The organism is Desulfovibrio sp. 1188_IL3213, assembly GCF_036763145.1.
In the GTDB taxonomy this organism is placed as follows: Bacteria; Desulfobacterota; Desulfovibrionia; order Desulfovibrionales; family Desulfovibrionaceae; genus Desulfovibrio.
Window position 1 is genome coordinate 1 of the sequence record NZ_JBAIYR010000035.1, and the last position, 13,540, is coordinate 13,540.

A 13,540-nucleotide genomic window follows, 5' to 3' on the forward strand; every position below is an offset into this window, starting at 1 on the left:
GCGCTTGCATCGCCCGCCTGTGGGACTGATTCTGCATTCGGATCGCGGCAGCCAGTATTGCAGCGCAGCCTACCAAGAAAGACTCCGCTCATACGGTCTGGTCTGCTCCATGAGCAAAAAAGGGGATTGTTACGACAACGCACCCATGGAAAGCTTCTGGGGCTTGTTGAAAAATGAGTTGGTCCATCGCAAAAGCTATCGCTCACAGGCTGAAGCCATTACGGATATAAGTGAGTATATTGAGGTTTTTTATAATCGACAAAGACGCCAGGCAGCACTTGGCTATCTCTCACCAGCGGCGTTTGTCAGAAGCAGGATGATGGAACCAAAACTGCCGATTGCCGCTTAATATGGCGTACGAAATTGACGACCTATCTCAATTCACCGGGGGTTTCCCCATATCAGATATCTCCGTCCCCCATATTAATTCCCGAACGAAAATTTTGACAAGTATGAGATTGTCGCTCATCGCTTATTGCGCGCTGCACAAAACAAGGCTAAGCCCAAAAGTAAAGAACACAAGCGATACCTTCGCCATCTTTAGCTGTTATCCGAAGCCACTGGTTTTAGGCGGTGAAGTACTCATTAAATTGGCTATAGAGATGTCCTTAAGGGATTTCAAAGAATTATAAAAAAGGAGCGATGAAATGCCAGGCTCAAGCCCTATGGTAGTTAAAATTATACGCGGAGCTCCCGGTGTTGGAAAATCGACAATAGCGCAAAAGGTTGCGTCGAAACTTTCTACCAATAAAGTGGCACATATCAGTGTAGACGCGCTACAACACTTTGATTGTCGCGCTGCGGCCAGTAAGGATAAATTAAAACTGGGGGTTTTCCACGCAGTTTTGGTAACGCGCAGTTTCATTTCTGAAGGATTTTCTGTCGTAGTTGATTATGTATTTGATGAAAATCTCGACTTTTTTATCGAAAAATTGTTTAAAAGCCATTCCCACGAGCTTGCCCCCTGTCGTGTTCAGGTTTTTTATTTGGATGCGTCCATTGAAGTACTCAAATCGCGTAACGCCTCTCGCCCTGATCCTATGCCGGAAGAAATATTGACGAAGTTGTATGATCGCATAAACAAAACTCGTGGAGTCCTTGGTTGTGAGGTCGTTTTGGATGCTGGTGCTAAGAACGCCTCACCTGGAAGCCTTGCAAAGACAATTGTATCTTGTGACAGTGGCGGCTGGACAGCTTGGGAGAGCGGTGATCAACCTTTTGCCTCCTAACTGTATAATCGCGCCCAGCTAGTGCTGTGTAACGCTTAAAGTTTCGCATACTGAACAATTAAAGAGGCCAGGGGAAATCCATTTCCCCTGGCGGGACTGGGCGGATGTCGGTCCATCTTTCATGGTGCCGAAAAAATAGATTTTTAAGCGTTACGCGGAGCCAGGACGGGATCGCGTTTACTTATACACGTCCGGAAAGCTAAAGAATCGCATGTTAATACGCTGTTCGGGCCTTTTGTCCCGACTGACATGCTTTATTTGCTTTTGATGTCAAGCCTTTTGTACTGACAAGCGCTTGAAATCACTGGGTAGCTTTTTTGTTTGCTACCCCAAGATAAAAAATGTCAAGCTGAGCAGAAAAAGAGCGATCAATATCCAAGACACTACGCTTACGAACCGGCTTGCCGGCGAAATTTATGCGAGGACAGCATTGATTGATTTGCATATACACTCTTTTTTTTCTGACGGATATTGTTCGCCGGAAATTTTTTTACAAAAAACACAACCGGGAGATATTTTATCTTTCACTGATCATAACACTCTTGCCGGTTTTTGGTCTGTAGCCAAATATGCACCAAATGGGATGTGTCTGCTACCGGGGGTCGAATTGCGCTTATTTGGGAAGCCGGACTTCTTATGGTATTTTCCAGAATATTTTTCTACAGGTGCGATTCCTGACTCTGCCCTGGACTTGTTGCATCTGATTGCCGCATCTGAATATCAATGTAACAAAAAACGCCTATCCAATAAATACAGCAGTATTATACTAGATAATGCGTGTGATCTTTATTGCCATATGTATGAATATCCGTGCGATAGACACTTTGACAATGAAGATTGGCTCAAATCTGACTATATTGCCACCTGCTTGTGGGAAAACAAAACCGTGCCCAAGAGGATGGAAATAGAAAAAAAATTTGCTAAGAACCGCAATGCGCTTCTAAGTTCAATACGCAGAGAAAACAGTGCTATTTATAAAAAATACAAGAAAAACTTCCAAAGTATTGGTGAGATATCCAATCTCGGAAGCAGTGAATTTTTAGAGTACTTTGAAGACAAAGGTGGTAGCTTGGTTTTGGCGCATCCGTTACGCGGATTCAGACGAGAGCAAAGCAGGGACAACATCAGCCCCACTTGGGAAAATTTCAGCCGATGGCTTGAGGAGTGGATCAGGGCGGGCTTGACCTGCGTCGAATGCTGTTTTGGCGACCAGAAAGAAATTGAATCCTTCCACGACCTTGATCATAAAATGCACAAGAATATTTGGAATATTCTCAAGGAAGAAGCAGAATGTAAAAGATTTTTTTTGACTCCCGGCTCGGATCTACACACTTTTTCTGAAGAAGAAACCTCAATGGGAGAATTCGATAGAGGACTACAACTTTCCACTAAAAACGCCACCGGCAAGTTTGATAATGCTGAAGATTGGTATCAAGGAATGCTTTATTTTAGTGGGCCTATTTTTTCATACCTGCCCAATTGGGTCAAGAATTTGCAAGGCAATGAAGATGTCCGCTTGTGATAAGAGTATCTCCATCGATTGGGGGCCTGTTTCCGAAGACTGGCAGAGACAGGTCGCAGCGTGTACTCATGTAGCGATCAAACCGGCAGAAAGGAACCTGTCAATAATCAAAATAGTCAAATGGACAAGGGCTATCTCCCTTGAATCCATTGAAAACATTGGGTGTCAAGAAACAGCCACCCGCAAAGCATACATTCTGTGGTGTGATAGTCGTGCTCCTGCAGAGGGAGCCAACAAACAAGAAAAATCTGCATTTTATCGTGCACAAGCAGAGCTTTTTTTAGATGCAACTCTTGTAAAAGGATACGCGGATGTTATTTTCCCCTGCGTGGGTGACAGACCATCTGATCTTGCGTTTTGTATTGATTCAATCTCTGAGCAGCTAGAATGTTCTGCAACTAAGCTCACTTGGCGTATGCGGGGCGCTTTTAGCGGTGACATCAAAGATACTTGTGCAGAATACGCGCTTATGCCTGGTAATATTTTGATTTTATCTGATTCGGGTACAGGCAAAGAGGGTGTGGCACGCCTTGTGCATAATTTGGAATTTGCCAAACAGCCTTTTGTAGGGGTTTGCCTTTCCACCATTACTGATGAGCTGTTTAGTTCTCAATTCTTTGGCATCGAAAAGGGTACCGCGACAGATGTTGGTCAAGCGGAGGGGTTTCTGGAACAAGCCAAAGGAGGAACTCTTTTTTTAGATGAAATCGCCGATATTACCCCACGAGCGCAGCAATCCCTGCTTCGTGTTCTATCCGAGCGTTCATATATCTCGCTGGGTGGACGAAAACGAAAGCATATTTCTTGCCGCATAATTAGCGCTACAAACCGGTATGATGATATCCGGAACCCCAAGATTTTTCGCCAAGATTTACGCATGCGACTGGAAGAAATACGTTTTGCAAGCAGCGATGTTGTCCAGTATGGCCCAATGCGAACCATCCCACAGGTTTCTCAGGAACTACCTTTTCTTTTTGCAGTAGAAATCGTCAACCTACTGCGCGAATGGTTGGGGCAGGACTGCCGCGTAAAGAGTATGGCACTTGCTGATGAGGCTATCATAGCGTTGATGTCTCCGGGGGTAAATTGGGACGGAAACTTTCGAGCCTTGCGGCGAATGGCTAGAAGTGCACTGCTCGAGGCAATTCGGGCTACTCAGCGTGTTGATTCCAACAATGTACTTACATCTATGCTAGAAACAAATACTCGTAAGGATATATTAAAGCAAATATTAAAAGAAAATGAGTTACAGGTAAAAAGTATTAAATCGACCTCCCAAAAAGATATTGCACGTCTGCCTGTTCCTTGGAGGAAGATAAGAGAAGTTTTATTGGACGCTGCCAGAAAAAACGAAAAAATTGACCTTCTAACAGAAAAGGGCATGCAAAGCATGCGTAAAGAACTATTGCTCACTTTGCGCAATGAATACCCCGAAAAATCTGCAAGTAAACTTGGGAAAATGCTGGGTATTCCGACTCGAATGGCCCAAAAAATACTACAGAGCGAAGACTGATAGCCAGCCGAACCAGTTTTTGCCATGTTTTCTCAAGTCATGTCCCCCCGGCAGAGCCGGGGGCTTGAAAGGCAGTGAACCGCTCAAAGCGGTTTGAATATGTGAGCCCCCAAGGGGGCGACCTACAACAAACGTAACTGGCCTACCCTTTGGTCTTCTTTTTCCTGATGCTTGATGTACTCACGCACAGAGTCTTCATCAAGCCCAACGGTTGAGACATAATAACCTCGTGTCCAGAAGTTTTCTCCCGTGAAATTTTTCCGCCTGCCGGAAAAATTGCGAGCGATATAAATGGCGCTCTTGCCTTTCATAAACCCTATTACGGAAGAAACGGACAACTTGGGAGGGATCGGATATGAGCATATGCACATGGTCTTCAAGCAAACTTTGTGAGTCCCCAGGCAAAGCCTGGGGCTTACCTATTTTTTGTTAAATAACCAGATCACGCCCGTTCGCTTCTCTAGCCTGGCCAGATGCCTATGGATTCATGATCGTTCCCCCAGTAATCTCCATACCAGTTCCTTAGACAGTGTCGTCACGAGCGCCTTTCCAGGTATCTCTGCGTCGAACTTCGCTTTTTATTCCGGTCGAGTACCATAAGAGTACACTCCCTGCATAAAAGGCTCGTTCTCCTTGATATACCAAGGAAATTCATCTCGTGACGACACTGTCTAAGAGCAACGTTTGTCAAAAACTGAAACCTTGCGAACCATATGACGCTGTGGTGTCATATAGTTCGTAGTTTTGTTCGAACTCATTAAAGATTAGGCACTACCCACGATGACTATTGGTCTAGCGTTCTAGTTTTTCCCTTTTAATTCTTGATAGATATCGATATTTAATTTCAAGCTCCCCCAAAGTTGAAAAAATGGCATGTTTTGTGCTTAGACTTGATAAGAAAAACGGACAAGGAGCAACTTTATGCAAGCAACCCAGCCTGCAAATGTTTCACCGCCGGAAGAAGCATCGGCAGTCACAGAATTTTATTTTCAGTGGCACATCACCAACAAATGTAATAAACGCTGCACCCATTGCTATCATGCAGACTATGACGCAGGCGCAGAGCTAGAGTTGCATCAGCTTTTCGATGCCGCATCGCGAATGGAACAAGCTGTTTCGGCTTGGGGACGCACCGGAGTTATGAGTCTTACCGGGGGGGAACCCTTCATGCGCCGCAAGGAGCTTTTCGCATTGATGGAACGCATGGAGAAAAATAAAATATTCAGCTATACTGACATATTAACTAATGGCTCCATGTTGACCAAAGATGATTGTCAAATTTTGGGAAGTACAACCTTTTTACGCCGGGTTCAGTTGTCACTCGAAGGATCATCGCCTGCCATTAATGATGCTATACGTGGGAAAGATTCCTTTCATTCAACCATACGTGCAATTGAAATGCTTAAGGCTCATAATGTTGAAGTTGCGGTGATGATGACGCTTTCAAGATTTAATGTGGCCGATGCACTACCACTTCTGGAAGTCTTGGCAGAACTTGAAGTGGACACATTTGCCTTTGAACGGTTTATCCCCGAGGGACAAGCGGAATCCCAAAAAGACCAGGTGCTGTCCCCCGAAGAGTTGAAAAATATTTTTTCCGCTATTCATGATTGGGGCTTTTCTCACGCTGTGCCGCGTGTGCTCATGTACCGCCCCTTGATGTGTCTGCTTGCCCCGGATTCGCCGTATGTTGGCGCCATGTGCTCCGTGGGGATCAACGCGCTTAGCATCTTGCCCGATGGGACTATCTTCCCATGTCGGCGTTTGCCAATGCCGCTGGGTAATATTTTGTCAGATTCTCTACATGATATTTGGATGCAGTCTCCAATGCTGTGGCAAGCGCGCACACCAAGTGCCATAAAAGGAAAGTGTGGTAGATGTAAATATTTACCTATTTGCCGTGGATGCAGAGCACAGGCTCTAGCCATGACAGGCGACTGGCTTGAAGAAGATCCGCAATGCTGGCTGGACACACGGGAGTGGCGATTGCCTGCCAACGTACAACTTGGTCACCCAGAAGGTACGGACATCTTTTTCGCTTATAATTCAGTTTCAGGGGAGCAGTTCGAACTTAATGAAACGGCATACGTCGCTTTACAAGCGATAAAGAGTGCCCCATCTTCGGTTAGCAATTTAGTTTATGAAATAGGTCGTAGTTTTGAGGCTGACACTGAAGAAATTGACAAGGATATTACGGAACTTTTCGGCATTTTCGCCGAAAAAGGTTTAGTGGAAAGCATCGAATAGGGCCGTCCGACCTGACCTGTTCAGGTGGCGACTGCTCATGTGGAGTCGCCCGGAACGGCAAGTGCCAAGGGTAGGTATGTCTCTACCTAGTGCTTGTTTAGGTTGGTAGTTGCCTCAAACTTTGCGCGTATCGTAAACCCAAACAAGGAGTGAACAATGAAAAAAGTTTACAAGAAACCCGAGGTAAAAGTAGTTAAAAACAACACGTTGGTGCTTAAGCAAATCGATCGGCATCCGGGTAAAATCGCATGTCGTCAGTGCTCAAGCTGCCATGGCTGTCGTTAACATCGGATTAGGCTCGGCCAAAACTGCCTGACTTTTTGGAGCCGGGAGATACCAGAGCCAAAAGATGGAGTAGTAAAATCATTGCGCTCGGAATTTTTTGAGAATGTATACGCCGGGCGCAATGATTTTATACGAGTGATACCATGAGTAGTCAAAAAAAAACAAACATTGTATTTGCCTCTACAAAAGAAATACTGAATCAAATAGTTTCTGATTTTATGCAGCGCGGGCTGCCAGTGCGCCGTCTGTCTCCCCTGGTCGCGTTGCTCATTTGGGGCAACGCCTGGGAGGGAGACTCCGAATTATGTAAAAACGTATGCAGTTATTTGTTGCAAAACCGCCGCCCTGACGGCGGATGGGTGGATTGTGAAGACACCGCCTGGAGCCTGTTTGTCCTTGATTACTTTTATCAACAGGCTTCATCCTGTTGTCTGGAAAAAACTCGCAACTGGTTGCTCGAAGAACGCTCTGGGCAAGGATGGGGCTATGCCCGCCGCGACAACCCCAACATTCCAATCAGCGCCCTGGTAAGAATTTGTTGCCCTCTGTTGGCAGACGATCCTTCCGCTACTTGGTTGCGCCGGACATGGGAGCAAGATTTACAGTCTAAATATCAGCTTTCTTACAAGGCCGCCTGGTTCCTTTTGGGGCGCGGTGACACCGAAGAAGATAGAACTCTTGCGTTAAGAACCCTCCGCCATCTTGAACAAGACCAGCGCAAAGACGGAGGCTGGGGGCCATGGCGCGAGCATTATGCTCCCACAGATTGTTTCGCCACTGGGATTATTCTTTCTGCCTTGGGGCGCGAGCCTCTGGCCGAGGGTTCCCAAGGGGAGGCAATGGCCACAAAGGCAATAAAATGGGCCCAAAAAATATGCAATGAAAGCGGGTTGTTTCCTACGCACTACATTGAATTAAACTCTGCCTGGATGCTAAATGGGCTACTTTCTTGCTCCTCACGCTGGCAACTATAACGCGAGAGTGTCAACTCGTAACGCAAAGAGAAGCTTATGCCCGCATTTGTTGGAAAAATAGGGAGTGTTCAATCTCCTGAAGCAGTGCGCCGTTTGGCATGTGCCCTGCCCAGAGGGAACGATTTCGACCCGTTGCTGGAGCTGCGTAGGACCGGGTGTCATATAATTAGTACATCGCTACCTGGTAATTTTTCTGCATTGGAAGAGGAACTGCCTTTTGTGTTGATCAATGGTGAGGTTGACGGTGCCTCCTGCTTTACCATTTCCAACTCGGATTTTGATATTTGGCCCGACAATGTTCCCTCTTCGGCAAAGAAGCTCTTTTCCGCAGTGGTAGTGGGTTCAGGTAACCGGCCACGTGTTCGTCTCTTGCGTGATCGTTTTGGCAGCAAGCCCTTGTATTTTGTTTTTTTTGAAAGTGATTTTTATTTTGCAACGGCGTTGCCGCCTCTGCTGGCAATATCGTCTTCACTGCGGCGTCCAGATGACGCTGTCTGCTCGTCTTTTGCTACCTTTGGGTGCAATGTGCTGGAAGGACGTAGCCCTTTTTCAGCAATTCACTCGGTGCCCGCCGGGGCTGTAATCGAAGTCGAAAGTGGTGGCAACATAATTAAAAAATATTCTCCCTATCGTCTTGCTGTGCCGGAATCAGGAAAAGGTCTTCGTTTAAATGATAAGGAATTAGACGAGGCCTTGCGGCCCCTTTTGTCCGATGCGGTGCTTCATCTCCGCACTGCTGACAAAAATATCCGGTCTGGCCTATTTTTTTCGGGTGGCTTAGATTCTACGATCCTATTAGCCCTGAATGGTATCAAAGATTCAAATTTTTTATTGCTCACCCAAGGAGCCTCGCCAAATGAGAAAAACGATGCGCGAATGACTGATGATTTCGCCATGGCTTTGGAGTTTGCCACCTCGCACGAACTATTTTTGCAGCAATGCCTCTTAACACCGGAACAATTGGAAAGGGACATTGTAGATTATATCTGGCACGCGGCCCTGCCCATGTATTCTGGTAGTTTTGACCTTTTAGGCGGAGTCGCCTTTCATAGCCTTTGCCGTCAGGCCTCTGCCATGGTTGATAGAATATATTGTGGAGAAGGTGCTGACGAGTTGTTTATGGGCTACAATCGTCATCATATTGATATAGAGGCGTTAAGGCTATCCCTGCTGAGTGACAAAAATAACCTTCACCCTGAACTACAAGAGTGGATGGATACCCAAGGAGTCTGCGATAGCCCACAACATACCGCCACCACGTTGCGCAGAATAATGCTGACATTCGGCTTGAGCGAATATCATTTTCCCAGTGTGGAGGCGTCAGCTGCGGCTTTTAACTTGAAAGTTCGAACACCATATATTCATGAACCCCTTTGGGACTTTGTTGTCGCACTGGATGACAGTATGTTTATCGATAGGCTGGCATCGCCTCCATGGACAAAACTACCCCTACGGCGGTTGCTGCGTAATCTTTTTCCGATTGATGACAAGAGTGTCGCCAAGATCAGTACAAGGCGCAAACGCGCCATGAGCGAAGCCGCAAATTTTGTTGTTTCTTCACTTGTGCATACGCACTGTGGAGCGTTGGCTGATTTGGACAACTTTGCGGATTTAATCAGAAAGGTTTATTATAAGATCCACATCAACCCTGGATTTTCATCTCGGCCAAACCTAAGTTTGAAGGAACTGTTGAGATGATTCGCGTCCTGCTCATTGGAAAATACCCTCCTCTGCAAGGAGGAATCGCGGCCAAAGCCTGGAGTTTAAGCAGGCGCATGGCCCAATATGATATTTTCTTTGATGTGGTTGGGATTGTTCCGCCGGAAAATTACAGCACCCCGCTTCCGCCGCCTGCAAGCGGCAAGACCATTTTTGTGCCTCTATGCGATAAAAATCTCCCGTGGACTGTGCCTGGTGGAGACATGCTTACAGAGCGGATCGTTTCAGCGGCCCTGGAATTGGCCCAACGGGAAAAATACGACCTGGTTGAGGTCAACTATTTGGCTCCATACGGCCTTGCGGCGGCTCTGGTTGCTGAAATACTTGGCCTACCTCTTTTGCTGCGCCATGCTGGAAGTGATATTGCAAAGTTATTGAACTATCCCTCGACAAAACTTGCCATGCACCAGTTATTGCACGCCGCCAAATGCATAGTCACTCATGTGGACAACCCACTCTTCACGTTTTTTCCAGATATTCCACTTTCCCGATTTCAAATCTACCCACGATACCAGGCTGATCCCGCTATTTTTTTTCCATCAGACAAGCCTGATGACGCACTCTCTCGGTTTTCTTTGTTATGCGTTGGCAAGTTCAATTACCACTGGAAATTACGGGGAATCGATCTGGCGGCACATGCACTTGAAAAACTACCTAATTGGCGTTTGATGTCCATAGGTAGTGGAAATGCTTTCCTGCAGGCTCGTCAAGAGTTGGAAAAAATTGGTTTGGGCCAGCGTCTGACTTTTTCCAATTTTATAGCCCCGCATAAAATGGGAGAATTGCTCCAGACAGTGGATGCTGTTTGGGGTTTTGTACGGCCTGGTGGCGTTGAAGATGTCAGCAATATCTGGTGGGAGGCCGCAGCGTCTGCTCGCCCCATATTGTCCAATGCCAGCTTGAGCTTGCCTTCGGAGTGTCAACGACTTCGTAATGTAGTTTACCAGATTAAGGATGAAGCAAGCTCTGTCGCTTCAGCATTAAATAAAATAGCAAACACGTTAAATAAAGGGCGAGCCGAAGCTTGGCGAACGACCGCAACCAACCTGGCTCAAGAGTACCAAGGCTATCTTGATACCCAGGCGTCTATCTATAGAAATTTGGTTAAACCATGAACAAAAATACCCCCCTCTCTTTTGCTTCTATCGACTGCCCAGCAGTGATGCTGGCAATACCTCCGTATAGATCGAATATCCACGCTTTATTCCCAGGCATCGCTTTTCTTTCTGGCTCGTTAAAAGCTGCCGGTTGCCGCGTTGCTGTGTTTGATGGGGATGTTGCTTCTTTTGTTGAAGAGGAAACAGGACTTGGCACCGAACAAATGTTGTCTGAGTTCATCCATCTTTTTTCCCCAACATTGGTAGGGGTATATGTGAATACCCCCAATTATAAAGCCAGTCTTCATTTGGCCCGAAAAATAAAAGAATTAACAGATACTCCGTTGGTGGCTGGCGGGCCTCATGCAAGCTTGGCAGGGCAAAGCATACTACATCATCATCTTGAATTTGATGCAGTTTTAGCAGGAGAGGCTGAACAGACGCTGCCAGAACTGGCTTGGGCGATTCAGGCCGGGGTAAAAATTCACGATATCGGACAATACCTGGAAAAGATTTTGCCCCCAGAAAAGCCCGGTACGGGACCGTCATCAACTGTGTTGTTTCGTCACAACGACGTTTTGTGTCGCAAGTCTTTTGCAGGCCCTTCGTTGGACAAAATTGCCTGCCCGGATCGCGATGCTTTGCTAAACCCTCCGTATGAACCCTTGGCTAGGTTGGCAAGAGTAGTGTATGGAAAAAATTTTTTCCATACTTTCCCGGCTTTTGAAGGACGCGATGTTATTACAACACATAGCTCGCGCGGATGTTTTGGCGATTGTTCTTTTTGCGCGCCGACAGCGCTGAACCGTGATGGGGTTCTTGGCTCACCCTGTCGCCGCCTGCGTCCCCCCGAAAAAATAGCTGAAGAATTGGAAGAGGCGCGCCGCCTTGGATTTACCGCTTGGTACTTTGACGAGCCAGCTTTTCCGCTTGCTGAGCCGGGAAAATGGGGAGAGGATGTGTGCTCCTTGTTGGAGAATATGAACGCACCTTGGGGTTGCGTGGCCAGATTTGATGAAGTTTTGGCAACTGATATGGAGGCTTGGGCCAAGGCAGGGCTTCGCTATCTGTACGTTGGGCTTGAGACGCCCAATAAGAAATTGCAGCATAAACTGGGGAAAGATGTCGACCCTTTTCTCGCTGCCTCTACCTCAGACTACCTGTACTCCTTGGGTATCCAGTGTGATTTCTCGGTCTTTTTTGGAATGCCCGGAGAAACGTCAGAGTCAATCGACTGGTCAATCAATTGGCTCAACGAGCATTTTCCGCGAGGGAATGTTTTTTTTTCCTTGGCAGCATTTTGGCCGGGCACCTCTTGGTCTTTTAACGCCGGGCTGAGGCCGGAATGTTGGGAACCCGAATGTTCCAGTATCACAACCCCACCATCGCATTTAGTTTGGTACCCTGAAGAAACGCCTTTTATTGATCGCTTTTTCTCCAACGGAACTGGAACATATCATCCTTCTCTATTGACCATTGAAAATGCTTTACGAATTCGTGAGAAAATCGAAGCGTCCGGGCTGCGAAGGCGTTTTTCTACCATCTCCAGACGCGCCAAAGTATGAGTTGTTATGAAAACAAGGCATCTTATACCGCAATCGCCAAACCAAAATACACGAATGCTGACTCCGTCGAACCCAGATGATGTCATGATTGATATTACTGGAGTTTGCAACTACCAATGCTCTTTCTGCTATCAACCCCACGAACAAAAGTTTCGCGGTCATGCCTCATTTTCACATTTGCTGGCCCTGATTGAAGCACTCAGGAGATGGGGCGTAAAAGAAGTTCTTTACTTGGGTGGTGAGCCGACCCTTTTTCCCTGGCTGGCAGAACTGCTGCGTTTCGGGCACGACTTCGGCTTGCGCCAGCGGATGATAACAAATGGAGGAGTCAGTTTAGACAAAACTGTTCTCCGGCAACTCCAGTATTGCGCTGTGGAGGTAGGCGTTTCTTTTCACGGAGGGCAGGCGTCAAAGCATGATGCGATAACCGGCGTACCAAAATCTTTCAATAAGGCAGTAAACACAGTAAGAACACTTGAAAGCTGTGGAATCTCGTGGTGGATTCAATATTCCCATATAAATAACGCAACAAATGGTTTGAATCTCCTGGTCGACTTCTTGGCGCAAAAAGGGCTTCGCCCTCCTTTTATTGATGTTAATCGTTTGGTGACTCGCGGCGATAATAAAAAAGCGACTGGAATGCCCACCGAAGAAGAATGGTGGCTTTTTCTATCCCAATTTCCTGACTGGGTTGACACTGGCCTGCCATTGCGCGTGGAAGCTCACCCTCATTGCTGGATTATTAAAAATGGATATGAAAACGGTTGGTCTCCAGAGCGAATAAAGAAGCTACTTGCATGTATCCGCCCCTGTTCGATGGGATTTACCCAATGGGCCTTTTCCCAAGACGGACAACCCAAATCATGCCCTCTTGTAGAAGCAGATGTTTTACAACCATACATGCCGCCAACGTTGTCTGCGTTGCAGCAGCGCTGGGAGAGCGATCCTTCACTTATGCGCCGTAGGAGTTTTATTTTTTTAAAAAATTCATGTTTGAGTAAAGAGTCCCTTTGGCATTGTCCGCTTTTTTATGATTGTTTAGGAGGATGCCGTTCCACAGGCAAAACTGATTGCACCCATGATCCACTAACATGTGGATATAATAACGAATTCTCTACATACTGACGCTGGGGACTTTGAACACCTAAAATTGACAAATAGTAATGACGTTGCATAACTCTTTATAACCATAAACTGAGATAGGTCGTCAATTTCGTACGCCATATTAAGCGGCAATCGGCAGTTTTGGTTCCATGGTAATCATCCCCTTTTTTGCTCATGGAGCAGACCAGACCGTATGAGCGGAGTCTTTCTTGGTAGGCTGCGCTGCAATACTGGCTGCCGCGATCCGAATGCAGAATCAGTCCCACAGGCGGGCGATGCAAGCGC

Annotated in this window: 10 protein-coding genes and 2 pseudogenes; 10 read left to right on the forward strand and 2 right to left on the reverse strand. The window is 46.6% G+C overall.

Annotated elements, in window-relative coordinates:
• The 4 genes from V6C16_RS03475 to V6C16_RS03490 form a co-directional block, all read left to right on the forward strand.
• Positions 1-349: IS3 family transposase (locus V6C16_RS03475; RefSeq protein ID WP_333536613.1), on the forward strand; the 349-nt coding region annotated here is incomplete at its 5' end.
• Between the two features lie 298 nt (positions 350-647).
• Positions 648-1,229 (forward strand): zeta toxin family protein, encoded by a 582-nt coding sequence (locus V6C16_RS03480; RefSeq protein ID WP_333536611.1) that lies wholly within the window; start codon positions 648-650, stop codon positions 1,227-1,229.
• Positions 1,230-1,524: 295 nt separating this feature from the next.
• Positions 1,525-2,751, forward strand: coding sequence for a hypothetical protein (locus V6C16_RS03485; RefSeq protein WP_333536610.1), 1,227 nt, complete (start codon positions 1,525-1,527; stop codon positions 2,749-2,751).
• Positions 2,645-4,264 (forward strand): sigma 54-interacting transcriptional regulator, encoded by a 1,620-nt coding sequence (locus tag V6C16_RS03490; RefSeq protein ID WP_333536609.1) that lies wholly within the window; start codon positions 2,645-2,647, stop codon positions 4,262-4,264. The genes V6C16_RS03485 and V6C16_RS03490 overlap by 107 nt, the downstream gene beginning before the upstream one ends.
• Positions 4,265-4,386: 122 nt before the next feature.
• Here the strand turns inward: V6C16_RS03490 and tnpA are convergent.
• A pseudogene (gene tnpA, locus V6C16_RS03495) lies at positions 4,387-4,648 on the reverse strand (IS200/IS605 family transposase); the annotation flags it as partial.
• Between the two features lie 537 nt (positions 4,649-5,185).
• On the opposite strand from tnpA, the gene V6C16_RS03500 reads away from it, so the two are divergent.
• The 6 genes from V6C16_RS03500 (at position 5,186) to V6C16_RS03525 (ending at position 13,276) form a co-directional block, all read left to right on the forward strand.
• A complete protein-coding gene (locus tag V6C16_RS03500; RefSeq protein ID WP_333536608.1) occupies positions 5,186-6,511 on the forward strand; it encodes a PqqD family peptide modification chaperone in 1,326 nt (441 codons plus the stop codon).
• Positions 6,512-6,939: 428 nt separating this feature from the next.
• Positions 6,940-7,770, forward strand: coding sequence for a hypothetical protein (locus V6C16_RS03505; protein WP_333536607.1), 831 nt, complete (start codon positions 6,940-6,942; stop codon positions 7,768-7,770).
• A 36-nt stretch (positions 7,771-7,806) separates the two neighbouring features.
• A complete protein-coding gene (locus tag V6C16_RS03510; protein WP_333536606.1) occupies positions 7,807-9,468 on the forward strand; it encodes an asparagine synthase-related protein in 1,662 nt (553 codons plus the stop codon).
• Entirely contained in the window at positions 9,465-10,604 is a 1,140-nt protein-coding gene (locus tag V6C16_RS03515; RefSeq protein WP_333536605.1) for a glycosyltransferase, read from the forward strand. The genes V6C16_RS03510 and V6C16_RS03515 overlap by 4 nt, the downstream gene beginning before the upstream one ends.
• Entirely contained in the window at positions 10,601-12,151 is a 1,551-nt protein-coding gene (locus V6C16_RS03520) for a B12-binding domain-containing radical SAM protein (RefSeq protein ID WP_333536604.1), read from the forward strand. Before V6C16_RS03515 ends, V6C16_RS03520 begins: the two co-directional genes overlap by 4 nt.
• A gap of 84 nt (positions 12,152-12,235) precedes the next feature.
• Positions 12,236-13,276 (forward strand): radical SAM protein, encoded by a 1,041-nt coding sequence (locus V6C16_RS03525; protein ID WP_333536603.1) that lies wholly within the window; start codon positions 12,236-12,238, stop codon positions 13,274-13,276.
• Between the two features lie 137 nt (positions 13,277-13,413).
• On the opposite strand, the pseudogene V6C16_RS03530 reads toward V6C16_RS03525, so the two are convergent.
• A pseudogene (locus V6C16_RS03530) lies at positions 13,414-13,540 on the reverse strand (DDE-type integrase/transposase/recombinase); the annotation flags it as partial.

What these genes read in the sequence shown, in the direction of transcription:
- V6C16_RS03510 (WP_333536606.1), top strand. Translation starts at nt 7,807, where the DNA reads ATGCCCGCATTTGTTGGAAAAATAGGGAGTGTTCAATCTCCTGAAGCA.
- V6C16_RS03520 (WP_333536604.1), top strand. Translation starts at nt 10,601, where the DNA reads ATGAACAAAAATACCCCCCTCTCTTTTGCTTCTATCGACTGCCCAGCA.
- V6C16_RS03525 (WP_333536603.1), top strand. Translation starts at nt 12,236, where the DNA reads ATGATTGATATTACTGGAGTTTGCAACTACCAATGCTCTTTCTGCTAT.
- V6C16_RS03480 (WP_333536611.1), top strand. Translation starts at nt 648, where the DNA reads ATGCCAGGCTCAAGCCCTATGGTAGTTAAAATTATACGCGGAGCTCCC.
- V6C16_RS03490 (WP_333536609.1), top strand. Translation starts at nt 2,645, where the DNA reads ATGCTGAAGATTGGTATCAAGGAATGCTTTATTTTAGTGGGCCTATTT.
- V6C16_RS03515 (WP_333536605.1), top strand. Translation starts at nt 9,465, where the DNA reads ATGATTCGCGTCCTGCTCATTGGAAAATACCCTCCTCTGCAAGGAGGA.
- V6C16_RS03505 (WP_333536607.1), top strand. Translation starts at nt 6,940, where the DNA reads ATGAGTAGTCAAAAAAAAACAAACATTGTATTTGCCTCTACAAAAGAA.
- V6C16_RS03500 (WP_333536608.1), top strand. Translation starts at nt 5,186, where the DNA reads ATGCAAGCAACCCAGCCTGCAAATGTTTCACCGCCGGAAGAAGCATCG.